The 25668-nt window shown below is 58.3% G+C and carries 22 protein-coding genes and 3 tRNA genes; 4 read left to right on the forward strand and 21 right to left on the reverse strand.

Features of this window, described 5'->3' with window-relative positions; genetic code table 11:
- The first annotated feature begins 266 nt into the window (after positions 1 to 266).
- Positions 267 to 1262, forward strand: coding sequence for a catabolite repressor/activator (gene cra, locus A8O26_RS19655; protein ID WP_064119451.1), 996 nt, complete (start codon positions 267 to 269; stop codon positions 1260 to 1262).
- Positions 1263 to 1265: 3 nt separating this feature from the next.
- Positions 1266 to 2042, forward strand: a complete 777-nt coding sequence (locus A8O26_RS19660) for a TatD family hydrolase (protein WP_064119452.1) — start codon at positions 1266 to 1268, stop codon at positions 2040 to 2042.
- On the opposite strand, the gene A8O26_RS19665 is transcribed toward A8O26_RS19660, so the two are convergent.
- The 5 genes from A8O26_RS19665 to A8O26_RS19685 all read right to left on the reverse strand — a co-directional run bounded on the left by A8O26_RS19665 (position 2043) and on the right by A8O26_RS19685 (position 8505).
- Complete coding sequence (locus A8O26_RS19665; RefSeq protein WP_064119453.1) at positions 2043 to 2432, reverse strand: hypothetical protein; 390 nt, start codon at positions 2430 to 2432, stop codon at positions 2043 to 2045.
- A 236-nt stretch (positions 2433 to 2668) separates the two neighbouring features.
- Positions 2669 to 4699 (reverse strand): methyl-accepting chemotaxis protein, encoded by a 2031-nt coding sequence (locus A8O26_RS19670; protein ID WP_064119454.1) that lies wholly within the window; start codon positions 4697 to 4699, stop codon positions 2669 to 2671.
- 164 nt (positions 4700 to 4863) lie between these two features.
- Entirely contained in the window at positions 4864 to 5703 is an 840-nt protein-coding gene (ampE, locus tag A8O26_RS19675) for a regulatory signaling modulator protein AmpE (RefSeq protein ID WP_064119455.1), read from the reverse strand.
- Complete coding sequence (gene ampD / locus A8O26_RS19680) at positions 5700 to 6260, reverse strand: 1,6-anhydro-N-acetylmuramyl-L-alanine amidase AmpD (RefSeq protein ID WP_064119456.1); 561 nt, start codon at positions 6258 to 6260, stop codon at positions 5700 to 5702. Before ampD ends, ampE begins: the two co-directional genes overlap by 4 nt.
- A 64-nt stretch (positions 6261 to 6324) precedes the next feature.
- A complete protein-coding gene (locus tag A8O26_RS19685; protein WP_064119457.1) occupies positions 6325 to 8505 on the reverse strand; it encodes a DUF1631 domain-containing protein in 2181 nt (726 codons plus the stop codon).
- A 376-nt stretch (positions 8506 to 8881) separates the two neighbouring features.
- Here A8O26_RS19685 and nadC point away from each other — a divergent pair, with 376 nt between their 5' ends.
- Positions 8882 to 9730 (forward strand): carboxylating nicotinate-nucleotide diphosphorylase, encoded by an 849-nt coding sequence (gene nadC / locus A8O26_RS19690; protein ID WP_064119458.1) that lies wholly within the window; start codon positions 8882 to 8884, stop codon positions 9728 to 9730.
- A 51-nt stretch (positions 9731 to 9781) separates the two neighbouring features.
- Here nadC and A8O26_RS19695 read toward each other — a convergent pair whose 3' ends face one another.
- The gene (locus A8O26_RS19695; RefSeq protein WP_064119459.1) at positions 9782 to 10081 is read right to left on the reverse strand and encodes a DUF6388 family protein; all 300 of its coding nucleotides are present in this window, start codon (positions 10079 to 10081) and stop codon (positions 9782 to 9784) included.
- Positions 10082 to 10355: 274 nt separating this feature from the next.
- On the opposite strand from A8O26_RS19695, the gene A8O26_RS19700 reads away from it, so the two are divergent.
- Complete coding sequence (locus A8O26_RS19700; RefSeq protein WP_064119460.1) at positions 10356 to 10850, forward strand: hypothetical protein; 495 nt, start codon at positions 10356 to 10358, stop codon at positions 10848 to 10850.
- A gap of 6 nt (positions 10851 to 10856) precedes the next feature.
- On the opposite strand, the gene A8O26_RS19705 is transcribed toward A8O26_RS19700, so the two are convergent.
- The 15 genes from A8O26_RS19705 to ftsH all read right to left on the reverse strand — a co-directional run bounded on the left by A8O26_RS19705 (position 10857) and on the right by ftsH (position 25558).
- Positions 10857 to 10932: transfer RNA gene (locus A8O26_RS19705), tRNA-Thr, on the reverse strand.
- Between the two features lie 129 nt (positions 10933 to 11061).
- On the reverse strand, positions 11062 to 13167 hold the full coding sequence (pnp, locus tag A8O26_RS19710) for a polyribonucleotide nucleotidyltransferase (RefSeq protein WP_008088348.1): 2106 nt from the start codon (positions 13165 to 13167) through the stop codon (positions 11062 to 11064).
- 193 nt (positions 13168 to 13360) lie between these two features.
- Positions 13361 to 13630 carry a 30S ribosomal protein S15 gene (gene rpsO / locus A8O26_RS19715; RefSeq protein ID WP_003197723.1) on the reverse strand — a complete coding sequence of 90 codons (270 nt, stop codon included), beginning with the start codon at positions 13628 to 13630 and terminating at the stop codon, positions 13361 to 13363.
- Between the two features lie 142 nt (positions 13631 to 13772).
- Positions 13773 to 14690: a tRNA pseudouridine(55) synthase TruB gene (gene truB / locus A8O26_RS19720; RefSeq protein ID WP_034154423.1), complete on the reverse strand. Its 918-nt coding sequence runs from the start codon at positions 14688 to 14690 to the stop codon at positions 13773 to 13775.
- 4 nt (positions 14691 to 14694) lie between these two features.
- Positions 14695 to 15096 (reverse strand): 30S ribosome-binding factor RbfA, encoded by a 402-nt coding sequence (gene rbfA, locus A8O26_RS19725; protein WP_016986495.1) that lies wholly within the window; start codon positions 15094 to 15096, stop codon positions 14695 to 14697.
- A 160-nt stretch (positions 15097 to 15256) separates the two neighbouring features.
- Positions 15257 to 17788 (reverse strand): translation initiation factor IF-2, encoded by a 2532-nt coding sequence (infB, locus tag A8O26_RS19730; RefSeq protein WP_064119461.1) that lies wholly within the window; start codon positions 17786 to 17788, stop codon positions 15257 to 15259.
- Between the two features lie 27 nt (positions 17789 to 17815).
- Positions 17816 to 19297 carry a transcription termination factor NusA gene (gene nusA / locus A8O26_RS19735; RefSeq protein WP_064119462.1) on the reverse strand — a complete coding sequence of 494 codons (1482 nt, stop codon included), beginning with the start codon at positions 19295 to 19297 and terminating at the stop codon, positions 17816 to 17818.
- A 47-nt stretch (positions 19298 to 19344) separates the two neighbouring features.
- Positions 19345 to 19803 (reverse strand): ribosome maturation factor RimP, encoded by a 459-nt coding sequence (rimP, locus tag A8O26_RS19740; RefSeq protein ID WP_064119463.1) that lies wholly within the window; start codon positions 19801 to 19803, stop codon positions 19345 to 19347.
- A gap of 139 nt (positions 19804 to 19942) precedes the next feature.
- Positions 19943 to 20019: transfer RNA gene (locus A8O26_RS19745), tRNA-Met, on the reverse strand.
- A 97-nt stretch (positions 20020 to 20116) separates the two neighbouring features.
- A tRNA-Leu gene (locus A8O26_RS19750) sits at positions 20117 to 20202 on the reverse strand.
- 22 nt (positions 20203 to 20224) lie between these two features.
- Positions 20225 to 20611 carry a preprotein translocase subunit SecG gene (secG, locus tag A8O26_RS19755; protein WP_016986497.1) on the reverse strand — a complete coding sequence of 129 codons (387 nt, stop codon included), beginning with the start codon at positions 20609 to 20611 and terminating at the stop codon, positions 20225 to 20227.
- Between the two features lie 4 nt (positions 20612 to 20615).
- Entirely contained in the window at positions 20616 to 21371 is a 756-nt protein-coding gene (gene tpiA, locus A8O26_RS19760; protein ID WP_016986498.1) for a triose-phosphate isomerase, read from the reverse strand.
- A 65-nt stretch (positions 21372 to 21436) separates the two neighbouring features.
- Positions 21437 to 22774 carry a phosphoglucosamine mutase gene (glmM, locus tag A8O26_RS19765; RefSeq protein ID WP_064119464.1) on the reverse strand — a complete coding sequence of 446 codons (1338 nt, stop codon included), beginning with the start codon at positions 22772 to 22774 and terminating at the stop codon, positions 21437 to 21439.
- A gap of 16 nt (positions 22775 to 22790) precedes the next feature.
- Positions 22791 to 23642, reverse strand: a complete 852-nt coding sequence (gene folP / locus A8O26_RS19770) for a dihydropteroate synthase (protein ID WP_064119465.1) — start codon at positions 23640 to 23642, stop codon at positions 22791 to 22793.
- Between the two features lie 8 nt (positions 23643 to 23650).
- Positions 23651 to 25558 (reverse strand): ATP-dependent zinc metalloprotease FtsH, encoded by a 1908-nt coding sequence (gene ftsH, locus A8O26_RS19775; protein WP_016986501.1) that lies wholly within the window; start codon positions 25556 to 25558, stop codon positions 23651 to 23653.
- Between the last annotated feature and the right edge of the window lie 110 nt (positions 25559 to 25668).

Genomic DNA, 25668 nt, shown 5'->3' on the forward strand with positions numbered 1-25668 from the left:
TTGGATGGTTGCAGCTTAGGCGCTCTGCCGCTTTGCTTTTCGGCGGCAGTTTTGGCGGTTTCACGGCAGCACCGGCCAAAGGCGTCTAAAACGTAGAAAATACGCTTGCTGAAACGTTTAATCTAGATTGATCGGCACGTTACTCGATAATGTCCCATCCTTGAAGTCCAACTTGTCGGATGCGCTGCGACAATAGTCGCCTGCCCTAATCGGGTAGGATTGGCGAAAATGTCGCGGCAAGCTCGAAAAAACAAGGAAATACCGGGTTGAAACTCAGTGATATCGCGCGGTTGGCCGGAGTGTCCGTGACCACCGCCAGCTACGTCATCAACGGCAAGGCCGAACAGCAACGCATCAGCACCGCGACCGTCGAGCGGGTGCGGGCGGTGGTCGATCTGCACGGCTTCACGCCAAACCCTCAAGCGGCCGGGCTGCGCAGTCGGCACACGCGCACGCTGGGCTTTATTCTGCCGGATCTGGAAAACCCCAGTTACGCGCGGATCGCCAAACTGCTCGAGCAAGGTGCGCGGGCGCGCGGCTATCAATTGCTGATCGCCAGCTCCGACGATGCACCGGACAGCGAGCGGCAACTGCTGCAACTGTTCCGCGCACGGCGTTGCGATGCGCTGATCGTCGCCAGTTGCCTGCCGGCCGGCGATGACAGCTATCGCCAGTTACAAGCCAAAGGCCTGCCGATCATTGCCATCGACCGGGTCATGGAGCCGGAGCATTTCTGCTCGGTGATCAGTGACGACCGCGAGGCCAGTCTGCACCTGACCCAGAGCCTGCTCGATCCACAACCCAAGCAGATCGTACTGCTCGGCGCGCGCCCGGAACTGAGCATCAGCCAGGAACGTGCCGCCGGTTTCAAGCAAGCCTTGATCGACTTCAAAGGCGAAGTGCTGGTCGAACACGCCGAGTCCTTCAGCCGCGAATGCGGCAAGCAATTGATGGAAGAACTCCTGCAACGCCTGGGGCATTTGCCCGACGCGCTGGTGACAACTTCCTACGTGCTGTTGCAGGGCGTGTTCGATGCGCTGCATGACTTCCCGCTGAAATCGCGGCCGCTGCGCCTCGGCACCTTCGGCGATACGCAGTTGCTGGATTTCCTGCCGCTGCCGGTCAACGCCATGGCCCAACAACACCAGTTGATCGCCGACAAGGCGCTGGAACTGGCGTTGGCCGCTGTCGAGCAGTCGGAGTACAAGCCTGGCGTGCAGGCCATCGCGCGGACCTTCAAGCAGCGTATTCATCAGGACTGAACCGTGGAGCTGATCGACAGCCACACTCACCTCGATTTCCCCGACTTCGACGCCGATCGCCCGGCGTTGCTCGCCGAATGCCGCGCCCTCGGGGTGCGGCGAATGGTGGTGCTGGGCGTCTATGAAGGTAACTGGCAGCGGGTCTGGGATCTGGTGCAGAGCGATGCGGATCTGTACGCGGCATTCGGTTTGCACCCGGTGTATCTCGATCAGCATCGTCCCGAAGATCTGACGGCTCTGGGTGATTGGCTGACCCGGCTGCACGGTCATCGGCAGTTGTGCGCGGTGGGCGAAATCGGTCTGGATTACTTCGTCGAAACGCTGGACCGCGAACGGCAACAGGCACTGTTCGAAGCGCAACTGCAATTGGCGGCGGATTTTGAATTGCCGGCGCTGATCCATGTGCGGCGCAGCCACGCAGCAGTTATTGCGACGCTTAAGCGCTTCAAACTGAAACGCGCAGGGATCACCCACGCTTTCGCCGGCAGCCGCGAAGAAGCACGGGAATACATCAAACTCGGTTTCAAACTGGGCCTGGGCGGCGCACCGACCTGGCCGCAAGCCTTGCGCATGCATCGCGTGCTGGCGGAACTGCCGCTGGAGTCGATCGTGCTGGAAACCGACTCACCGGACATGCCGCCCGCGATGTTTCCCGGCCAGCGCAACAGCCCGGCGCACTTGCCGGCAATCTGCGCGGCGTTGGCGGCATTGATGAATATCACCCCACAACAACTGGCCGCCGCCAGCACCGCCAACAGTTGCGAAGTGTTCGGCTGGTAATCAGTCGGCGTGTGCCTTGGCGGCATCCAGTGTCAGCGTCAGGTGCTGACGATGGCGCGCATAACGCACCACCACGAAATACACGAAGATCGTGATCAGTGACGCGTTCAGTTGCTCAGTGACGCTGAGCAGCCCCACCCATTCCATCACCAACGCCACCAACAGCGCAGTGCACACCGTGACCGACGCGCTGAAGCGCAGCAACGCCAGTGAATCGAGCGACTTGAAGCGTTTGATCTGTTGCGGGCAGCGCAACTCCAGGGTTTTCTGGCAATGCTCGCAGGTGAATGGCTCATTGATCGAGATGGCATTGAGCTGCCAGGGCTTGAGTACCAGCGTGGTCTGGCAATGAGCACAACGGCCCTGGATTCCCAGGGTTGCAACAGACATGAGCGGCCTCCGGTACGCGATCAGATGAATATGGATACTGGTTCATTGATAGGGAAAAGCCAGAGCACGGAGAAAAACAGGATTGGGCTTACGAGTTGAAGTGAAAAAGTACTACAAAAAATTCTGATAAAACGCGAAACCCTGTGGGAGCGAGCCTGCTCGCGAATGCGGACTGTCAGGTGACAGCGATGTCACTGACAGATTGCATTCGCGAGCAGGCTCGCTCCCACAACGACTCAGACGCGGAACGCGCTGATCAGTTGTTTGAGTTCCACGACTTGGGCAGACAGCGCGCGGCTGGCATCTTCGGTCTGGTGTGCGCCGTGCGCCGTGCGCTCGCCGGCGCGGTTGATCTCGACGATGTTCTGATCGATGTCATGCGCCACCGCCGTTTGCTGTTCCACCGCCGCAGCAATCTGCTGGTTCTGATCGACGATCATGCCGACTGCGCCGAGGATGTTTTCCAGCGCCTGCTGGACCTTTTCCGACTGCCCGACCGTGCCGTTGGCCATTTGATGGCTGACGCCCATGGCTTTCACCGCTGCGCCGACGCCGCCGTGCAACTTGGCGATCATCTGTTCGATTTCTTCGGTCGATTGCTGGGTGCGCTTGGCCAGCGTGCGCACCTCGTCTGCGACCACCGCAAAACCACGCCCTTGCTCGCCGGCCCGCGCCGCTTCGATCGCAGCATTGAGTGCCAGCAGGTTGGTTTGTTCGGCGATGCTTTTGATCACTTCCAGCACGCGACTGATCGACTGACTATCACTGGCCAAGTGATTAATCACCAGCACCGACTGATCGATTTCGCTGGCCAGCGCAGCAATGCTGCCCTGCTGCGACTTGACCAGGCCACGACCACTGATGGTCTCGTCATTCACGCTGTGGGCGCTGCTCACCGCTGCCGCCGCACTGCGCGCCACCTCCAGTGAGGTGGCCGACATCTGGTTCATTGCCGTCGCCACTTGTTCGATCTGTGTGCGCTGCCCGGCGACCGCCTGGTTGCTTTGCGCCGAGACATTTTCAACCTGCCCGGCCTGACGTTCGACCTCGCCGACGGTCTGCCCCACGCGCTCGATCAAGTCGTGAATCTTGCGCACCGTGCCGTTGAACACTTCGCCCAACTCGCCCAGTTCATCGCGGCTGTTGGCTTTGAAATTGACCGTCATGTCGCCAGCCGCGACCTTGTCCATCATCGCTCCCAGGCGTTTCAGCGTGGTGCGGGTCGAGGCATAAAAACCGCCGTAGAGATAGAAAATCAGCACAAACACCACCGACAGCGCCACGGCCTGCAAGACCATGTGCGTACGGTTTTGCGCCAGACGTTGCTGCAATTGAGTGTCGAGAAATTTCAGAGTGGCTTCGTTGAGCTGGTAAGTCTTGTCCATCAGCGCGGTGACCTGGTCGTAAAACGCCAGCCATGGTGCATCGAGCGTGTCAGCCATTACCACTTGCTCTTCGAACAGTTCGCTGGCCTGTTTGAGTGAGGCCTTGCTGCTCTCGGCCGCCGCGTTGAGGTGTTCCTGCGCAGCTTTGCTGGAGCCGAGTGCATCGTGCAGTTTCAAGCCGTATTCGGCCTGCAGTTTTTCGATCTGCACCAGCAATTCATCGAAACGCGTGCTCGACGAACTGTTGAGAAAGCCCTGCCCCAGCGAATACGAGCCCATCGCCCGGCCTTCGCCGAGGGTTTGCGTGACGCTTGGGGTGATCAATGTCACCAGTTCGCTGAGTTGGCGAATGTCACTCTGGTTATCGCGGCTCAAGCCGGCCTGACTGGTGATGATCTGGCTGAAGATCTGCGCACTGGCGAGTAATTTGCCAATCAGCGCGCTTTTGCTCTGCAGTGAGCTTTCCACATGCTGGGCCTTGAATGCAGCGATCATCTCATCGCGCTTGCCGTCGAATACCTTGATCTGTTCGGGATCGTCGGTCATCGCCGTCAGCCCTTGCAGGCGCGCCAGAACCGCTTGTTCGAGGGCGGTGATCTGCGACTCGACATTCCCGGCCTTGCCGGACTGGCCGAGGGTGACATTGATCTGCACCAGGTTGTTGAGGGTTTCCAGATCCCGACGCAACGTCAGGCTGCTGCCCAGCAGATCGAGGCTTTGCAGCTCGACGCGGGTGCCCTGGAACTCACGATAGGAATCGCGCACCAGATAGAAATTGGTCACCAGCATCGGCACCAGGAACAGCACGCTGATCAGGCTGAACTTCATGCCGAAGCTCAGACGGTTCATCAGCGAGACGGCGGGATAGAGCAAGCTCTTCACTGGAAGTCTCCCTTGGTTTTTCTTGTTTTTATTGGCAGGCGCGGGGCGACAGCAGATAGCCACTATCGAGCGCCATCTCTGTATAGCTCAAATCGACGGGAGGTTTTGTAACTTAAGGTTAACGACGAGTAGGGCCGAGGGATTTGCTCCCTCAGCCCGATTGATCAGTGAACCAGAACGGTCCACAAGGCAAACCCGGCATACCACAGCACCGCCGCACGCAGCAGCAGTTCCCACAGGCAATCGAGGGTGTTGATGCCTTCAGGTCCGACCACGGGAGGTGGAATCTCCCCCGCCGCCAAACCGACCCGGTTGATCAACTGGGCAGCGCTGATGTTCCAGTTGAGCAGCTCATGCAGCATCACCCGACTGACCGCAACGAAGTTGCCGACCAGCGCCAGACTCGCCGCCAGCAAACGCACTGGCACCCAGTCAAAGGCATGACGCAGTTGCCCCGCGCGTTCGACCAATGCTGGATTCTTGCCGTGTTCTTCGGCCAGCGCCAACAAACGATAAGCGAGCGCCGCGACCGGGCCGAGCAGGAAATACCAGAAAATCACCGCGAAGAAGCTTTGATAGGCTTCCCACAGCAAGTGGCCTTGTACGCGATCGAGCAATTGCTCACCGCTGTCGGCGCAGATATCCAGATCACGCTTGGCCACATGCGCCGCGGCTTGCAGATCCTCACGGCGCCAGGCATCGCGAAACGGCCCGAGACCGCCGAGCAAATCACCGCGTCCCAGGCTGTAAATCACCACCAGCAAATGCACCGGCAAGGCCAGCAGGCCATAAGCCACCGGCTCCAGCACCACCAGCAACAGCGCCAGCAACGCCAGCGGAAACAGCACCAGTATCGTCAGCACCAGCCAGGGCTTACTCGCCAGCCGCTCGCTGGCTTCGAGTTTGTGCAGTTCGCGGATCCATCCGCCATCGCGTTGAACCCGATGGCGCAGGGCCGAGAACTTCTCGATCCAGACCGCCAGCAGTAACACCAGAAAACTCATTGTCCTTCCTCTTGTGCCAGGGCTGCGCGGTAACGCGCCCAGTCGAATGCCGGGCCAGGATCGGTCTTACGCCCGGGTGCTATGTCGCTGTGCCCACAAATGCGGGCGCCGGTGATGGCCGGAAATGCTCTTTGCAACTGGCGGGTCAACGCCGTCAACGCTTGATACTGCGCATCGGTGAACGGCAGATCATCGGTGCCTTCAAGCTCAATGCCCACGGAAAAATCATTACAGGTTTCGCGGCCGTCGAAAATCGACACGCCGGCATGCCATGCCCGCTCAAGACAGGAGACAAACTGGGTGACCTTGCCGTCACGTTCGATCAGAAAGTGCGCTGAAACGCGCAGGTCGGCAATCCCTGCAAAGTAGGGATGTTCAGTGACATCCAGACGATTCTGGAAAAATTCCTGCACCTTGCCGGTGGCGAACTGCGCTGGCGGCAGGCTGATGTTATGGATCACCAACAGGGAAATTTCGCCCGCAGGGCGTTCATTGAAGTTGGGCGATGGGCAGACTTGCACCCCGTGACACCACCCGCTAGCGGGATCCAACTGCATACCGATTCCTTCAACGCCGACTGTGTGAGCGCCCAGTATGCCGTGATCGGCCCCCGGCGCGCGATCACTTGGCGCGATTGAGTCGCCGCAGATTGCCCAGCACCGACTCCAGCGCACGGTCGAACAACAACGTGTCATCCAGCGCACGCACTGCGCCACGCTGGAATTCCACGGCCAGCGCCATTCGGCTGCGCTCCAGCACTTTCATCCCGGTGCGATCGACAAAGACATACTTGCCGGTGGCATCGATAATGGCCGCCAGCTTGCAGCGTAGGCTGTTGTCATCGTCTTCCTGAAACGCCACCCAACTGCCCAGGCGCAGTTGCTCGACCTGGCGCAGACCGGCGGCGTCGTGGGGCAAGCGTACCGAGGTCAGCGCGAGACTGCTGTCATCGGCGGTGGGCAACACGATCTGTTGCGACACCTCGATCATTGGCGCAGCGTGATCGACCTCGACGGGACGCTCCAGCACGCGCACGTGAAGGGCTTCCAGCTCACTGAAAAATTCGCTGGTGGCGAACGGATCGAACGCCGAACTGGTCAGGCCATCACGCAGCGACTTGAGCAACCCCGGCACCAGCGCCAGCAAACGCAGGCTGGACTCAGAGTCCTCATGACGCTGCACGCTCCAGATCAGTTGCTCCATGGTTTGCACATCGGCCTGCCATTCAGCGGACTGATCGCCATGCTTGAGGCAGGTCAGCAGCAGTACTTTGCTCCAGGCGTCCTGTACGAAGGTGACCACCGACGGCGGCAGTGTTTTGCCCAACAGTGCCTGATTCAACGCCCGCTCGACCCGACGCCGGGCCAGTTCGGTTTTCGCTCGCCCCTCTTCGGCGTCACGCAAACGCTGTTCAAGCAGCTCGCTGCGGCGGCGCTCGTCACTGGTGAACGCGAGGAAGTCGGCGAGCAATTCGGAGAAAATCGCCGGATCATCGACAAAGTCCGTCAGCAGGCGCTGCACCACTTGTTCGATGCGCAGGTACAAGCTGTCACGCGCTTCGCCGTCGCAATCGCCCCAGCCCATGGCGGCCTCGGCAATTTCGTTGAGCAGGCGTCGCGCCGGGTGGCTGCCGCGGCTGAAGAAACTCTTGTCGAGCACCGCCACCTTGAGCATCGGGATCTGCAAACGGGCGATCAAGGCCTTGAGCGAATCGGGCACATTACGGTCTTCAAGGATGCAGTCAAAAACCATGGCGATCAGGTTGATCACGTCTTCGTCCGCATCGCCCACACTCCGCGATTTGCCACTTCTGACGCTGACCCGGGTCAGCAGTTGTTCGAGCTGATTGCGCAGATCGAAGTCGTCCTGCGCAGCCAGCGCCGGCACATATTGCTGCAGGTGCGAGAGCAGGCGCAGCAGGTCGCGGGTGGAAATCGGTTGCGCGGCGGCGCTGGGCTCCAGCGTCGGGGCAACACTGCCGCGCACATGCAACAGCAACTCCTGCAACGCGCTGAAGACTTCTTGCACGCCTTCGTCAGCGGGCTGCGGATCATCGCCCTCTTCACTGTGCACGCTGGCCACCGCGCGGTCGATGGCGCGGCGTGTCGGTGCCGGTTTCAACTGCGGCAAGACGCCAGTGGCCAGTAACAATTGATTGGCTTCACCATAGAGTTGTTCGGTGTCGGCCAACACATAGCGCTCGAACAGTTTGAGCAGGATCAGCTTGACCTTGATCTCTACGCCCAGATTGCGTCCGGCCTGCAAAAAATACTCACACAGCAGGGCCGGGCCGAGTGGGTTGTGTTGATCGGCGAGTGGCTGGCCGAGCAACGCGCTCAATCGTGCGCTCAACTGATCGAGGGCGAATCCATCGCGTTTGAGCACACGGCCCACCATGGTTTCCACCGCGACATTACGCTCCATGTCGTCGGTGCGTGGCGCGGTCTCTTCGAAGATCAGCGTGCGCGGCAGCGCGTTGTGCGTGGAATCGTATTGCGTGAGGGCGGCGAACGCCTCAAAGAATTGCTCGAGAAAACCACGCTCGATGTTTTTGCGCTTGAGGCGCAGGTCGCGCATCGCTTCGAAGAAGATGTTCTGTTCGACGTCGTTGCGCGCCCGATCAGCCATTTCAAACAAGGTGTCGTCGGCGTTATCGAACAGCTCCTGCAAAGCATGTCGCAGTTGCTGGGCAGCCTTGTCGCGAACCTGAAGCAGAATCACAGGCAGGCGGGCGAGCGGCGAATGATTCGCCTGATCGGTAGCGGCCTTGTGCAAAGGCACTACTTTCCCGTCGTTGTGCATCCAAGCCTCCTGAAACGGTGATTCGTTCGGTCAAGCAACCCCGATCCCCTGTGGGAGCGAGCCTGCTCGCGATGGCGGTGTGTCAGCCACATCAATGTCACTGAAAAGAATGCATTCGCGAGCAGGCTCGCTCCCACAAGTCCAATCTGGACGTCAAAGCCATGGCGTCAAATGCAAGGCGGATTATCTTCATAACTTGCTCCCGACGCTATACCCGTCAGGGTTTCCCCTATGCCCGATCCCCTCTCAGTGACCACGCGTGGGCGGGGTTTGCTCAAAGAAAATCGACCAGATGCAGGCAAGCACGCGAGTTCTCGCCTTGGGTTGGCTCGCGCCATGCCCCTATAATCGAGCCACTTTGTTTGTGGAGCCCGTTATGCCGAATCTACGTCTCGCCGATTTGACCGCCGAAATCGAAGCCAACGTGCGCCGTGCGTTGCTCGAAGACATCGGCAGCGGCGACATCACCGCGCAACTGATCCCGGCCGAACGCCTGGCCAAAGCCACCATCATCACTCGCGATGCCGCCGTTATCTGCGGTACTGCGTGGGTCGATACAGTGTTTCGTCAGCTAGATCCGCGCGTCGCGGTGCATTGGCAGGTGCGTGATGGCGAGCGGGTGCAACCCAATCAGCCGCTGTTTCACCTGGAAGGTCCGGCCCGTTCGCTGCTGACCGGTGAGCGCAGTGCGCTGAATTTCCTGCAACTGCTGTCCGGTGTGGCCACACGTGCGCAATATTTGGCCGACTTCGTTGCCGAGACTCAGGTCAAACTGCTCGACACCCGCAAAACCCTGCCAGGCCTGCGTCTGGCGCAGAAATACGCGGTGACCTGCGGTGGCTGCCACAACCATCGCATCGGACTGTACGACGCGTTCCTGATCAAGGAAAACCACATCGCTGCCAGCGGTGGCATTCCACAAGCCATTGCCGCCGCGCACAAGATCGCGCCGGGCAAACCGGTGGAAGTCGAAGTGGAAAGCCTGGATGAGCTGAAAGAAGCGCTGGAGGCAGGCGCTGACATCATCATGCTCGACGAGCTGAGCCTGGATGACATGCGCGAAGCCGTGCGCCTGAACGGCGGCAAGGCGAAGCTGGAAGCGAGCGGCGGTATCAACGAAAGCACGTTGCTGCCGATTGCCGAGACCGGGGTGGATTACATCTCGATCGGCGCGATGACCAAGGACGTCAAAGCGGTCGACCTGTCGATGCGCCTCAGCCTCTGAAGACTGCACGCAATAAAAAACGCCAGCCCGGTTGAGGCTGGCGTTTTTGTTTCAGACCACCAGATTATTCATCTCGCAGTACTCGTCCCACTCGACACCCAGCACTTCGGCCGCCTCTTTGTGCAGCACGAGGCGCTGCGCCTCGAACTCCTCCGGCGTGCTCGTGTACTTGAGCGTCAACTCCCACGGCTGCAGCCCCTGAGCTTCGGCTTCGTCTTCGAAGGCCCACTGGATCTGATCTTTCTGATCATCAGGACTGAGGTCCTTGATCTCTTCCAGCAGCTGCGGCGCGTCGAGTTTGTACTTTTCCAGCGCTTGTTCGTGACGTTGCTCTTGAGTTAATTCGGTCATGGCGTTCTCGCTGATCGTAAGAATGGAGGATGGATCTGGATCATCAAGGATCTCTCTGACGCGGATTGTCCGGCCTTCGGAACCATTCGGGATCATCTGAAAACTGCTAAGCGATGCTCATGCAGGCACCGAATATAGGACGTTTGCATGACGAATTACACGGCTCTTTACATCTCTCGCACAAAAAGTTGACCTGCGGAACATAAATGCGGATTTCGAGTCGTAGCGATGTGCCACTTCGGCACGTCTCCGCTGTTCACAAGGAAAACCAGTGATGCGCAGCTTTTCGAAAAATTTCTCTGTTGTGTCCGCTACCGCGCTGATGGCTGTTCTGGCGCTGCCTGCAAACGCAATGGCTGTCGAGTTGAGCAGTAGCAGCTCTTCCTACGGCGACAAGGTTGCCCTGATTCACAACGACTACGGCAAAGACGTCGTCATCAGAAGTGACATCAGCGTCGATGAACTGCAAAAAATGCGCGACACGATCAGTGACCAGTCGCGGCAGATCGAAGAACTCAAACGCAGCAGCGGTTCGAGCTCAAGCTCCAGTGGCAAGGAAATCGATGAGTTGAGAAACAAGGTCAAAGACCAGGACCGTGAACTGGACACGCTCGGTCGTCAGGTAGAAGACCTCAAGCGCAACAGTGGCTCCAGTTCCAACTCGAACAGCAGCGAGCTTTCGAATCTGAAGCAGAAAATCAACGATCAGGATCGGGCGATGGATCAGCTCAAACGTACCGTCGAGGATCTGAGCCGCAAGGTGAAATAAAAGAGGTGGTGCCCGAGACAGGAATCGAACCTGCGACCTTCGCGTTACGAGTGCGCTGCTCTACCGGCTGAGCTACACGGGCGGTGGGCTAAACCTAGCACCGGTTCTGAAGTCCGGCAACTTCGCAGAATGTCTCGATATTTCGCAGACAAAAAAATGCCCCGCCGTTTTCACGGCGGGGCATTTTTACTGCGCTAACGCTTTGGGGTGATTAAACGCCCGAAGCCTTGGCCGCTGCCACGTCTTTGATGGACAGCTTGATACGGCCGCGGTTGTCCACGTCCAGTACCAGCACTTCCACTTCCTGGCCTTCTTTCAGGATGTCGGTGACTTTCTCTACGCGAGCGTCGCTCAGCATCGAGATGTGCACCAGACCGTCCTTGCCCGGCAGGATGTTAACGAATGCGCCGAAGTCGACGATGCGCTCAACCTTGCCCACGTAGATCTTACCGATCTCGGCTTCCGCGGTGATACCCAGAACGCGCTGACGTGCAGCTTCTGCAGCTTCCTTGGTTTCGCCGAAGATCTTGATCGAACCGTCGTCTTCGATGTCGATCGAAGCCTTGGTTTCTTCGCAGATCGCACGGATGGTCGCGCCACCTTTACCGATAACGTCACGGATCTTGTCGGTGTCGATTTTCATCGCGATCATGGTCGGAGCGTTGGCCGACAGTTCGGTACGCGACTGGCCGATGATCTGGTTCATCTGACCGAGGATGTTCAGGCGCGCTTCCAGGGCTTGGCCCAGAGCGATTTCCATGATCTCTTCGGTGATGCCCTTGATCTTGATGTCCATCTGCAGCGCAGTAACGCCTTTGGCGGTACCGGCTACTTTGAAGTCCATGTCGCCCAGGTGGTCTTCGTCACCGAGGATGTCGGTCAGGACGGCGAATTTCTCGCCCTCTTTAACCAGACCCATGGCGATACCGGCAACTGGCGCCTTCATCGGCACACCAGCATCCATCAGGGCCAGGGAAGCGCCGCAAACGGAAGCCATCGAGCTCGAACCGTTGGATTCGGTGATTTCCGAAACCACACGGATGGTGTACGGGAACACGTCAGCGGCTGGCAACATGGCCGAAACCGAACGACGGGCCAGACGGCCGTGACCGATTTCACGACGACCAGCGCCACCCATGCGACCACACTCACCTACCGAGAACGGAGGGAAGTTGTAGTGCAGCATGAACGGGTCTTTTTTCTCGCCTTCCAGGGTGTCCAGCAGCTGTGCGTCACGGGCGGTGCCCAAAGTCGCGACTACCAGAGCCTGGGTTTCACCACGGGTGAACAGCGCCGAACCGTGAGTCTTCGGCAGAACGCCGACTTCGATGTTCAGCGGACGTACGGTTTTGGTGTCGCGACCGTCGATACGTGGCTTGCCGTTGACGATGTTTTCGCGAACGGTGCGGTATTCGATTTCGCCGAAAGCGGCTTTGACTTCGCTGGACGAAGGCTGGCCTTCTTCACCGGACAGCTTGGCAACGACTTGATCCTTCAGCTCACCCAGGCGAGCGTAACGGTCGGCCTTGATGGTGATGGTGTAAGCCTGGGAGATCGCGTCGCCGAACTCGGCACGGATAGCGCCCAGCAGTTCGGTGGCTTCTGGAGCCGGAGCCCAGTTCCAGGTTGGCTTGGCAGCTTCAGCGGCCAGTTCTTTCACAGCGTTGATGACAACCTGGAACTCGTCGTGAGCGAACAGTACAGCGCCCAGCATCTGGTCTTCGGTCAGCTCTTTGGCTTCCGATTCAACCATCAGTACGGCGTCGGAAGTACCGGCAACGACCATGTCCAGGCTCGAAGCAGCTTGCTGCTCGTAAGTCGGGTTCAGCAGGTAGCCGGTGCTTTCGTGGAACGCTACGCGAGCGGCGCCGATCGGGCCGTCGAACGGGATGCCCGAAATGGCCAGGGCAGCCGAGGTACCGATCATCGCAGCGATGTCCGGATCGGTCTTCTTGCTGGTGGAAACGACGGTGCAGACAACCTGCACTTCGTTCATGAAGCCTTCTGGGAACAGCGGACGGATCGGACGGTCGATCAGTCGGGAAGTCAGGGTTTCTTTCTCGGAAGGACGGCCTTCACGCTTGAAGAAACCGCCAGGGATCTTACCGGCAGCGTAAGTCTTTTCCTGGTAGTGAACGGACAGAGGGAAGAAGCCCTTGCCCGGATCGGCTTGTTTTGCACCGACGACAGTCACCAATACGCTGACGTCGTCGTCAACGGTGACCAATACTGCGCCGGAGGCCTGACGGGCGATACGGCCAGTCTCGAGGGTAACGGTCGATTGACCGAACTGGAATTTTTTGATTACCGGGTTCACGGTGTCCTACCTTCTTTGTGGCTCTTGGGGGAACTGGTTTCTTGCGAATTCTTGGGCAATGTCGGGAATCGGCCCAACCCTTGTCCGGGGTAAAACATGTATCCAGATAAAACTTGAGGCTGGGAGCCTGCAAGGCGCCCGCGGTAAACCGCGGACGTCTGGCAGACCACCAACCTCATAGCGCAATCGCTGATTAGCGACGCAGACCCAGGCGAGCGATCAGAGCGCTGTAACGGCTCACGTCCTTGCCTTTCAGGTAGTCCAGCAGCTTGCGACGCTGGTTTACCATGCGGATCAGACCACGACGGGAGTGGTGATCTTTACCGTTGGCCTTGAAGTGACCTTGCAGTTTGTTGATGTTGTGGGTCAGCAGTGCAACTTGCACTTCTGGCGAACCAGTGTCACCAACAGCTTGCTGGTAGTCAGCAACGATTTGAGCTTTTTCTTGAACGTCGAGAGCCATGAGGCAATCCTTTTATCAGGAAACTGTTTCAGGGAAACAGCTTCAACAGGCCAGGGACAAATCCCTGTATCTATAAATGAGTCGTGACCGTGCCTGTTAACAGCCACACTCGCCGACCTGCTGTTACACAGGCCGGTTCCGGTCATTCTGACCGAATCAAACGACGTGGCGCGATGCGCCCGTCTTCGCTCACTTCACCGATACCGATGAAGCGACCATTGTGATCCTGTACCCGTACCATGCCGAACTTCGGAGCATCCGGGGCACGTACTGGCTGGCCGTTGAGCCAGTAGAACGCGCTCGCTTCCGAGAAGTGCAGCAACGGCCAATCCAGCAGGCCGCTGTCCGATGGCATCAGGAAGCGGTCGACCGCTTCGTTGCCGCCTTCGGCATGTACCGCTTCAAGCTCTTCGAGGGTCACGGTCTGCGCCAGGGTGAAAGGCCCGGCCTGGGTACGGCGCAATTCTGCGACGTACGCACCACAACCGAGTTGCTCACCGATATCCTCCACCAGGGTGCGAATATAGGTGCCCTTGCTGCAATCCACCGCAAGACGCGCAGTATCGCCTTCGAAGGCCAGTAATTCCAAGCGCGCAATAGTAACAGAACGCGGTTCACGCTCCACTACTTCGCCTGCACGGGCCAGCTTGTACAGCGGCTGGCCATCACGCTTGAGCGCCGAGTACATCGGCGGTATCTGACTGATTTGCCCACGAAATTTCGGCAATGCCGCTTCGACATCGGCGCGACCAACGGTCACTGGGCGTTCCTGCAAAACCTCTCCCTCGGCATCGGCCGTGGTGGTGGTCTTGCCCAGTTGCGCCAGGGTTTCATAACCCTTGTCCGAATCGAGCAGGTATTGCGAGAACTTGGTGGCCTCACCGAAGCACAGCGGCAAGACGCCGGTGGCCAGCGGATCCAGACTGCCGGTGTGGCCGGCCTTCTCGGCGTTGAGCAACCAGCGAACCTTCTGCAACGCAGCGTTGGAGGTGAACCCCAACGGCTTGTCGAGCAGGATGATGCCGCTGACGTTACGACGGATACGTTTGACCTGAGCCACCGAATTACTCCTTGGTGTCTTCAGGTTCAGCAACGACCGGATGCTGATTGTCTTCAGCAACCGCACGCTCGATCAGCGCCGACAAGTGCGCGCCACGGACGACGGATTCGTCGTAGTGGAAGTGCAGTTGCGGCACGCTGCGCAGTTTCATTTCACGGGCCAATTGCATGCGCAGGAAGCCTGCAGCGGAATTGAGCACCTTGATGCTTTGCGCGATGTCTTCTGCGTTGTCCTGGCCCATCACGGTGATGAAAATCTTTGCGTGACCGACGTCACGGCTGACTTCCACAGCGGTAATGGTGACCAGACCCACGCGTGGATCCTTGACTTCACGACGGATCAGTTGGGCCAGCTCGCGCTGCATCTGATCGCCGATACGTTGGGTACGGCTGTATTCTTTTGCCATGATTTTGTTACCTGTTACTGCCCGGCGGTGAAACCCGTCAGGTCTGAAAGCGGCAAACGCCCGGCCTGACAAAAGCCAGACCGGGCGTTGCGTTTAGAGTCCGGGTGATGCGCCACACCCTTGAGTGCGGCAGCCCATCACGGCTCCTGAAGTGCGCGAGTTAGAGGCTGCGAGCAACCTGAACCTTCTCGAAGACTTCGATCTTGTCGCCGACTTTGACGTCGTTGTAGCTCTTCACGCCGATACCGCATTCCATGCCGGCACGTACTTCGGAAGCGTCATCCTTGAAGCGGCGCAGGGATTCCAGCTCGCCTTCGAAGATAACGATGTCTTCACGCAGTACACGGATCGGACGGTTACGGTGCACAACACCTTCGATCACCATGCAACCAGCGATCGCGCCAAACTTCGGCGAACGGAACACGTCACGCACTTCGGCCACACCCAGGATGTTCTCGCGAACATCGCTGCCGAGCATGCCGGTCAGGGCTTTCTTGACGTCTTCGATGATGTCGTAGATCACGTTGTAGTAACGCATATCCAGACCTTCCTGCTCGACGATCTTCCGTGCGCCAGCATCGGCACGCACGTTGAAGCCGAACAGTACAGCGTTGGAAGCCAGTGCCAGGTTAGCGTCGGACTCGGTGATACCACCGACACCGCCGCCGACTACGCGCACTTGTACTTCATCGTTGCCCAGGCCATTCAAGGCACCGTTCAACGCTTCCAGCGAACCACGGACGTCGGATTTGAGGACGATGTTGAGCGTCTTCTTCTCGGCCTGACCCATGTTTTCGAAGATGTTTTCCAGCTTGCCGGCGTGAGCGCGAGCCAGTTTGACTTCGCGGAACTTGCCTTGACGGAACAGAGCCACTTCACGGGCTTTCTTCTCGTCGGCAACCACACTCATCTCGTCGCCAGCGTCCGGAGTACCGTCCAGGCCGAGGATCTCGACAGGGATGGAAGGACCGGCTTCTTTGATTGGCTTGCCGTTCTCGTCGAGCATGGCGCGAACGCGACCATAGTTCGAACCGACCAGGACCATGTCGCCTTGGCGCAGGGTACCGTCTTGAACCAGAACGGTTGCCACCGGGCCACGACCTTTGTCGAGACGCGATTCAACCACAACACCACGGCCAGGAGCCGATGGGGTCGCTTTCAGTTCGAGAACTTCAGCTTGCAGCAGAACGGCTTCGAGCAGCTCGTCGACACCAGTACCGACTTTCGCCGAAACCGGAACGAACGGCGTATCACCGCCCCATTCTTCGGAAGTCACGCCGTGAACCGACAGTTCGCTACGGATGCGATCGAGATCGGCGCCCGGCTTGTCGATTTTGTTCACTGCTACAACCAGTGGAACGCCAGCCGCTACTGCGTGCTGAACCGCTTCAATGGTCTGCGGCATCACGCCGTCGTCCGCTGCAACCACCAGAATCACGATGTCGGTCGCCTTGGCACCACGAGCACGCATTGCGGTAAACGCGGCGTGACCCGGGGTATCGAGGAAGGTGACCATGCCGCGTTCGGTTTCAACGTGGTATGCACCGATGTGCTGGGTGATACCGCCGGCTTCGCCAGCAGCTACCTTGGCACGACGGATGTAGTCGAGCAGGGAAGTTTTACCGTGGTCAACGTGGCCCATGACGGTCACGACTGGCGCACGGGAGAACGACTCACCTTCAAACTTGAGGGACTCGGCCAGGGAATCTTCCAGGGCGGTGTCGCTGACCAGGGTCACTTTGTGGCCCAGTTCTTCGGCTACCAGTTGAGCAGTTTCCTGATCAAGCACCTGGTTGATGGTCGCTGGAGTACCCAGTTTGAACATGAACTTGATGATTTCAGCAGCCTTGACCGACATCTGATTGGCGAGATCGCCAACAGTGATGGTCTCGCCGATCTGCACATCACGCACGACAGGGCCGGTTGGGCTCTGGAAACCGTGGGCGTTGCGCTTCTTCAGTTTGGCCTTGCCGCGACCACCGCGACGGAAGCCATCGCTTTCTTCGTCGGTAGTGCGTGGCGCCACACGTGGAGCTGGCGCTTTTTCCTTGACCGAGGCGCGATGCGGAGCGTTTTTGCGCTCGCCATCACCGCCACCGCTGCGACGATTGTTATCGTCGGCACGTGGCTTGTCAGGACGGCGCTGTTCGTTCTGCTTGTTGCGAACGTCAGCAGACGGAGCTGGAGCAGCGGCAACCACCGGCGCGCTTTCGCGAACAGGTTCTGCAGCGGCAACCGGCGCCGCAACGGCAGCGCTGTTAGCGTTCTGCGCAGCAGCAGGCTGATTACGCGCTTCTACTTCGGCGCGTTGCTTGGCTTCTTCTTCAGCCTTCTGACGGGCAGCATTTTCTACTGCGCGACGCTCATCCAGTTCACGCTTGCGCTCGGCTTCGATTTCTTCCGGGCTGCGCTGTACGAAAACTTTCTTTTTGCGAACTTCTACGCTGATGCTTTTGCTACCAGCCACACGCAGGGTGCTGGTGGTTTTACGCTGCAGCGTGATCTTGCGTGGTTCTTCCACTTTCGCCTTGTGGCTGCTTTTCAAGTGAGTCAGCAGGGACTGCTTCTCACTGTCAGTCACATTTTCTTCGGCGGCGGTGTGCGGCAGACCTGCCTCACGCATCTGCTGCAACAGGCGCTCTACCGGTGTTTTGACCTCATCGGCCAGTTGTTTCACCGTGACTTGCGTCATGCACTTCTCTCCTCAGGCCGCGCCTAATTACTCGAACCAGTGGGCTCGGGCGGCCATGATCAACTTGCCGGCACGATCATCGTCAATGCCGTCGATGTCGAGCAGGTCGTCAATAGACTGCTCGGCCAGGTCTTCGCGGGTAATTACGCCGCGCACCGCCAGTTCCATCGCCAAATCCTTGTCCATACCCTCAAGCGAGAGCAGGTCTTCGGCCGGATGGGCGTCTGCCAGCTTTTCCTCAGTAGCGATGGCTTTGGTCAACAAACGATCCTTGGCACGAGCGCGAAGCTCGTTGACGGTATCTTCGTCAAAGCCGTCGATGTTGAGCATTTCTTCCAACGGTACGTAGGCAATCTCTTCCAGGCTGGTGAAGCCTTCATCTACCAGCACCTGTGCCAGGTCTTCGTCGACTTCCAGCTCGTCGATGAAGTTGCGCAGGATGTCGCCGGTTTCTGCTTGCTGCTTAGCCTGGATGTCCGATTCGGTCATCACGTTCAGGGTCCAGCCAGTCAACTGGCTGGCCAGACGCACGTTCTGACCACCGCGACCGATGGCCTGAGCCAGATTGTCTGCGCCAACGGCGATGTCCATTGCATGGGCATCTTCGTCAACGATAATTGCCGCAACCTCAGCCGGGGACATGGCGTTGATCACGAACTGAGCCGGGTTGTCGTCCCAAAGAACGATATCAACACGCTCACCGCCCAACTCACCCGACACTGCCTGGACGCGCGAACCGCGCATACCGATGCAAGCACCTTGTGGGTCAATGCGTTTGTCCTTGGAACGGACGGCGATCTTGGCGCGCGAACCCGGATCACGGGACGCTGCCATTACTTCGATCAGGCCTTCGGCAATTTCCGGCACTTCGATGCGGAACAGCTCGATCAGCATTTCCGGCGCGGTACGCGACAGGATCAGCTGCGGGCCGCGGTTCTCGGTGCGGATTTCCTTGAGCAGCGCACGCAGACGCACGCCGACACGGAAGGTTTCACGCGAAATGATGTCTTCACGGGCCAGCAACGCTTCAGCGTTGTTACCCAGATCGACGATCACGTTGTCGCGGGTGACTTTTTTCACGGTGCCGGAGATGATTTCTCCCAGGCGCTCGCGATAGGCGTCGACCACTTGAGCGCGCTCGGCTTCACGCACTTTCTGCACAATGACTTGCTTGGCAGTCTGCGCGGCGATGCGGCCGAACTCGATGGATTCGATTTTCTCTTCGACTACGTCGCCAACCTGGGCACCCGGATGCGTTTCGGCAACCTTGGTTGGCCAGGTTTCGATGGCCGGATCGTCGAGATCATTCTCTTCGACGACCGTCCAGCGACGGAAAGTTTCGTATGCCCCGGTGTGGCGGTTAATTTCCACACGCAGGTCAACTTCGTCTTCAAAACGCTTTTTGGTAGCAGTGGCCAGAGCCAGCTCCAGCGCTTCAAAAATTACGCTTGCCGGTACGCCCTTTTCATTGGATACCGACTCAACAACCAGCAGTACTTCTTTGCTCATCGTACGCCTCGCCTTTCGCAAGCCATTGGATCCGCGGGATCCGCGTCTCAGTCAAAACTGGGAATAATGTTGGCCTTGTCGATCATATCGATCGGCAACAGGAACTCATGGTCATCTACCTGCACCACGACATCCTGTTCTTCTACACCGCGCAGAAGGCCCTGAAAGTTGCGTCGACCTTCAAAAGGCGAGCGCAGCTTGATCTTCACTTGTTCACCGGCAAATTTTGCAAACTGCTCAAGAGTGAACAGTGGGCGCTCCATGCCAGGCGAGGAAACTTCGAGGGTGTATTCGACGGTGATTGGATCTTCAACATCCAGGACACCGCTGATCTGACGGCTGACAATGGCGCAATCGTCCACCAGCACGCCACCCTCTTTATCGATATAAACGCGCAACATCGAGTGACGACCCTGAGCCGAAAACTCGATACCCCAGCATTCATAGCCCAGGGCCACGACCACCGGGGCCAGCAAGGCCTGCAACTCTTCTAGCTTGCTCGACACCTGAACCCCCTAGTGCATGATATGTGCATGCTTTGCAAAATAAAAAAATGGGCTAAACGCCCATCCTTGAAACGCCGTCGAACAGCGGCGTTGAAAGTGTCCAGCTAACAAAAAGCCCCTTAAAAGGGGCTCCTTAAACTGGTTGCGGGGGCCGGATTTGAACCGACGACCTTCGGGTTATGAGCCCGACGAGCTACCAGACTGCTCCACCCCGCGACAAAGCTGGGGCGGAAGTATACGACCGATCCCTTATAGGGTCAATGTAACCTTCCACCTGCAAGAAAGCCCGCAACAGCGGGCTCTCCTGACTAATTGGTACCGAGAAGGGGACTCGAACCCCTACACCCTATGGGCACAACCACCTCAAGGTTGCGTGTCTACCAATTCCACCACCTCGGCAAAACTACGTTTGAAACCCTTCTTACTTCTGCTCTTGAGCTGGAGGCACGTCAGTCGCTGGAGTAGCCGACTTTTGCTCTTGAAGCACCGGGACATCATCAGAAGCCGGTTGTTGTTGCTTAGGTACTTCCAACACTGCTGGATTTGGGAGACCTGCTTGAGTCAGCTGGTGAGCCTTCTCTTTAGCAAAGTAACCTAACCCCAAGCTGGTTATGAAGAAACCGGCGGCAAGTATAGCAGTAAACTTACTAAGAAAGGTAGAGGAACCTTGGCTTCCGAACACAGTATTTGAAGCACCTGCTCCGAAAGACGCGCCAGCGTCCGCACCCTTACCCTGCTGCAGCAAAACCAGAGCAACTACGCCCAATGCACCCAGCAGATGAAAAACGACTACGACTGTTTCCAGCATTTTTTCAGTTTCCCGCGGCGCGACAAATCGCACCGAACTCATCTGCATTCAGGGAAGCTCCACCAATGAGCCCCCCATCGATATCCGGCATGCCGAACAGTTCGACCGCATTGGCCGCCTTCACGCTGCCGCCGTATAGAAGCCGCACACCTCGTGCGACTTCAGAATTCTCTGCCGCCAACTGCTCACGAATGGCTTTATGCACATCCTGAGCCTGTTGTGGCGTTGCAGTCAGCCCGGTGCCAATGGCCCAGACCGGCTCGTAAGCAATCACTGCCTTGGCAAAAGCACCAACACCCAGCTCCTCAATGATGCTGCCCAGCTGACGCCCGACAACCTCAAGAGTTTTTCCAGCTTCGCGCTGCTCAAGGGTTTCCCCAATACACAACACCGGAATCAAGCCACATGCCTGTGCCGCTGCGAACTTGCGATTCAGCATTCCGTCTCGCTCGCCCATTATCTGGCGGCGTTCGGAGTGTCCGACAAGAACCAGGGAACAACCTGCATCCACCAACTGACTCGGTGCAATCTCACCGGTCAATGCACCTTGCATCGATTCCACCGCAGAGTTCTGCGCGCCGACCGAAATCGACTTACCTTTCAAGCCATCAATCACTTGATTGATATACAAGCAAGGCGGGAACACTGCGACATCAACACCGCTTGGCAAGGCCAGATGACGAAGGCCGTTGATCAGCTCAGCGACGCTGGCGCGGGTACCGTGCATCTTCCAGTTACCAGCTACCATAGGGCGACGCATGCTGTACCTCGTCGGTCAAAGTGGGCGCAGATGTTACCCAACACAATCATGGCTTGCAAGCCGAATCAGGCAGAAACTTCAGTTACCAGTTTTGCCAGCTCTTCGGCGTAGTTGCGAACCTGAGTTTCGTCCTCACCTTCGACCATTACACGCACCAGAGGCTCTGTACCGGACTTGCGCAAAAGTACACGCCCACGCCCCGCCATTGCCTGGGTGACACGCGCGCTGGCCTCCTTGACAGCCGGATGCTCCAGCGGACTTTCGCCACCACCGAAACGCACATTGATCAGAACCTGAGGGCACTTGCGCAACGCTTGCCGGGTTTGCGCCAGGCCTTCATTACGCGTCTTGAGCGCCATCAAGACCTGCAGCGCAGCGATGATCGCGTCGCCGGTTGTGGTGTGATTGAAGCAAACGATATGCCCCGAATTCTCACCACCAACCAACCAATTACGTTCCAGCAACTCGGCGATCACATAACGGTCGCCAACGTTGGCACGAATAAACGGAATCGAAAGATCCGCCAACGCGAGCTCCAACCCCAGATTACTCATCAGGGTCCCCACCACACCGCCCTGCAATTTGCCGCGCTCATGCAGATCACGCGCGATGATGAACAACAACTCATCACCATCGACAATGGCGCCCGTGTGATCAACCATCAACACCCGATCACCATCACCGTCGAAGGCGATACCCAGATCGGCGTGCTCAGCCAGCACCGCTGCCTGCAACTGCCCCATATGGGTCGAGCCACAGTTCTCATTGATGTTCAGGCCATTTGGCTGAGCCGACAGCACGACGACTTCAGCGCCCAGCTCTCGGAACACGCTTGGTGCTACCTTATAGGTGGCGCCATGCGCACAGTCGATAACGATCTTGAGCCCGGAAAAGCTGGTCCCGGTAGGCACACTGCTCTTGCAGAATTCGATGTAGCGACCCGATGCGTCGTTGATCCGCGAAACCTTGCCGATCTTGCTCGACTCGACCACGGTCATCGGAGTATCGAGCAATTCCTCGATCATCAACTCCAGCTCATCCGGCAATTTGGTGCCTTTACCGGAAAAAAACTTGATGCCGTTGTCGTCATGCGGGTTGTGCGAGGCGCTGATCACGATACCGGCTTCAGCCTGGAACGTGCGTGACAGATAGGCGATCGCCGGCGTCGGCATAGGCCCCAACAGCATCACATCGGCACCCGCCGATGTCAGACCGGCCTCCAGTGCCGACTCGAACATGTAACCGGAAATCCGTGTGTCCTTGCCGACCAGCACCTTGCAGGCACCCATCTTGCGGAACGCCATGCCGGCAGCCCAGCCGAGCTTGAGCATGAAGTCAGGAGTAATCGGGTATTCACCGACTCGACCACGAATGCCGTCAGTACCAAAGTATTTCTTGCTCATAAGTGCTCCATCATTCTTATTCGGCTGATTCAACGGCTGCGATCATCCGCACCACATCTACCGTTTCCGCCACATCATGGACACGCAATATACGCGCGCCCTTGACTGACGCCAGTGCCGCCAGTGCCAGACCACCATGCAGACGCTCGCCCACAGGACGATTCAGCGCGTGGCCGATCATGCTTTTGCGCGAGACACCGACCAACAATGGCCGACCCAATGCATGCAGGGCTTCCATATGCTTGAACAAGCTTAGATTGTGCTGCAGGGTTTTGGCGAAGCCGAAACCAGGATCGAGAATGATTCGCTCGGCAGGAATACCCGCTTGCGCACATTGAGCCATGCGCTCGGCGAGAAACACCCCGACCTCTCGAGTGACGTCCTGATAATGCGGATTGTCCTGCATGTCGCCGGGCTCACCCAGCATGTGCATCAGACACACCGGCAGCCCTGTGGCTGCTGCAGCATCCAGCGCACCATCGCGTTGCAGCGAGCGGACATCATTGATCAGCCCCGCCCCCAATCGCGCGGTTTCGCGCATCACGGCAGGCGTCGAGGTATCGACGGAGATGATCACATCGAGCTCGCGATTGATCAGCTCAACGATCGGCGCCACACGCTCCAGCTCCTCCAGAGGAGAAACTGCACGCGCACCAGGCCGAGTGGATTCGCCACCCACGTCAATCAGCGTTGCGCCGGCCACAACCATCGCTTCGGCATGACGCAGGGCCACGTCGAGCTGGTTGTAACGACCACCATCGGAGAAGGAATCGGGAGTGACATTGAGAATGCCCATGACATGCGTCCGGGCCAAATCAAGAACCCGGTTGCCGCAAGGCAACCGGGTCAGGGACTGTACAGAAGTCATTTCAAACCTTAAACGTCAGCAGCCGGACCGCCAATCGGTGTTTCCGGACGCTCGTCACGAACTACCGGAGGTGGCGGTGTACCCGTGCCACCTGACCAGTCGCGAGGCTCACGCGGCGTACGACCCGCCATGATGTCGTCGATCTGTTCAGCGTCGATCGTTTCATACTTCATCAGGGCATCAGCCATGGCGTCGAGCTTGTCACGGTTGTCCGTGAGGATCTGCTTGGCCGTGCCGTAGCACTGGTCAATGATGCTACGCACTTCGGAGTCGATCAGCTTGGCTGTCTCACCGGAGAAGCTCGCAGCCTGACCACCACCGCCGCGACCGAGGAACACTTCGCCTTCTTCTTCGGCATACATCAACGGACCGAGTTTTTCCGACAACCCCCACTTGGTCACCATGTTCCGTGCAATCTGACTGGCACGCATGATGTCGTTGGAGGCGCCGGTGGTCACACCGTCGAAGCCCAAAGTCATTTCTTCAGCGATACGGCCGCCGTACAGCGAGCAGATCTGGCTGATCAACGCACGCTTGGACAGGCTGTAGCGATCTTCTTCGGGCAGGAACATGGTCACACCCAGCGCACGACCGCGCGGAATGATCGATACCTTGTAGACCGGATCATGCTCGGGCACCACACGACCAACGATGGCGTGGCCGGCTTCGTGATAAGCGGTGTTCTGCTTTTCTTTCTCGGACATGACCATTGATTTGCGCTCGGCGCCCATCATGATCTTGTCTTTGGCCAGCTCGAATTCTTTCATCTCGACGATGCGCTTGCCGCTGCGCGCAGCGAACAGCGACGCTTCGTTGACCAGGTTGGCCAGGTCAGCACCGGAGAAACCCGGAGTACCACGCGCGATCACGGCCGGCGCGACGTCGTCACCCATTGGCACCTTGCGCATGTGCACCTTGAGAATCTGCTCGCGACCACGGATGTCCGGCAGACCAACGACAACCTGACGGTCGAAACGGCCCGGACGCAGCAGCGCTGGGTCGAGTACGTCTGGACGGTTGGTTGCAGCGATAACAATGATGCCGTCATTCATCTCGAAGCCGTCCATCTCAACCAGCAACTGGTTGAGGGTCTGCTCGCGCTCGTCGTGACCGCCACCCATGCCGGCGCCACGATGGCGACCAACGGCGTCGATTTCATCGATGAAGATGATGCAAGGCGCGTGTTTCTTCGCTTGCTCGAACATGTCACGAACACGGCTGGCACCAACACCGACGAACATTTCGACGAAATCAGAACCGGAAATGGTGAAGAACGGCACCTTGGCTTCGCCAGCAATGGCCTTGGCCAGCAAGGTTTTACCGGTACCCGGAGGACCGACCATCAGCACGCCGCGAGGAATCCGACCGCCCAGGCGCTGGAACTTGCCCGGATCACGGAGGAACTCAACCAGCTCGCCGACTTCTTCCTTGGCTTCGTCGCAACCGGCAACGTCAGCCAATGTGGTTTTCACCTGATCTTCGGAGAGCAGGCGTGCCTTGCTCTTGCCGAAGCTCATTGGCCCGCCCTTGCCACCGGCACCGCCCTGCATCTGGCGCATGAAGAACATGAACACCGCGATGATCACCAGGATCGGGAAGCTGGCCACCAGAAGCTGGGTCCAGATGCTTTGCTGTTCAGGCTGCTTGCCTTCAACCACAACGTGATTGTCGACCAGATCGCCGATCAGGCCATTGTCCTGAATCGCCGGACGAATGGTCTTGAAGCTGTCGCCATCGTTGCGCTTGCCGGTAATCACATAGCCGTCAACGGCTACGCGCTCGACCTTGCCATCCTTGACCTGCTGGATGAAGTCGGAATAGTTGAGGGTCTGCGGCTCGTTAGGGCTGGAGAAGTTGTTCATCACCGTCACCAGGACAGCCGCGATGATCAACCACAGGATCAGATTCTTTGCCATATCGTTCAATTAACTACCCTCTGAAGCAAGCTCCGCTACTGGCGCGCGCTTCGCATGATATTCACCGGCCTAACTTACTACATTACCTACGGCTCTGGCAGGCGCCGTCT

This window comes from Pseudomonas fluorescens, from assembly GCF_001648775.1.
GTDB classification, from domain to species: Bacteria; Pseudomonadota; Gammaproteobacteria; order Pseudomonadales; family Pseudomonadaceae; genus Aquipseudomonas; species Aquipseudomonas fluorescens_M.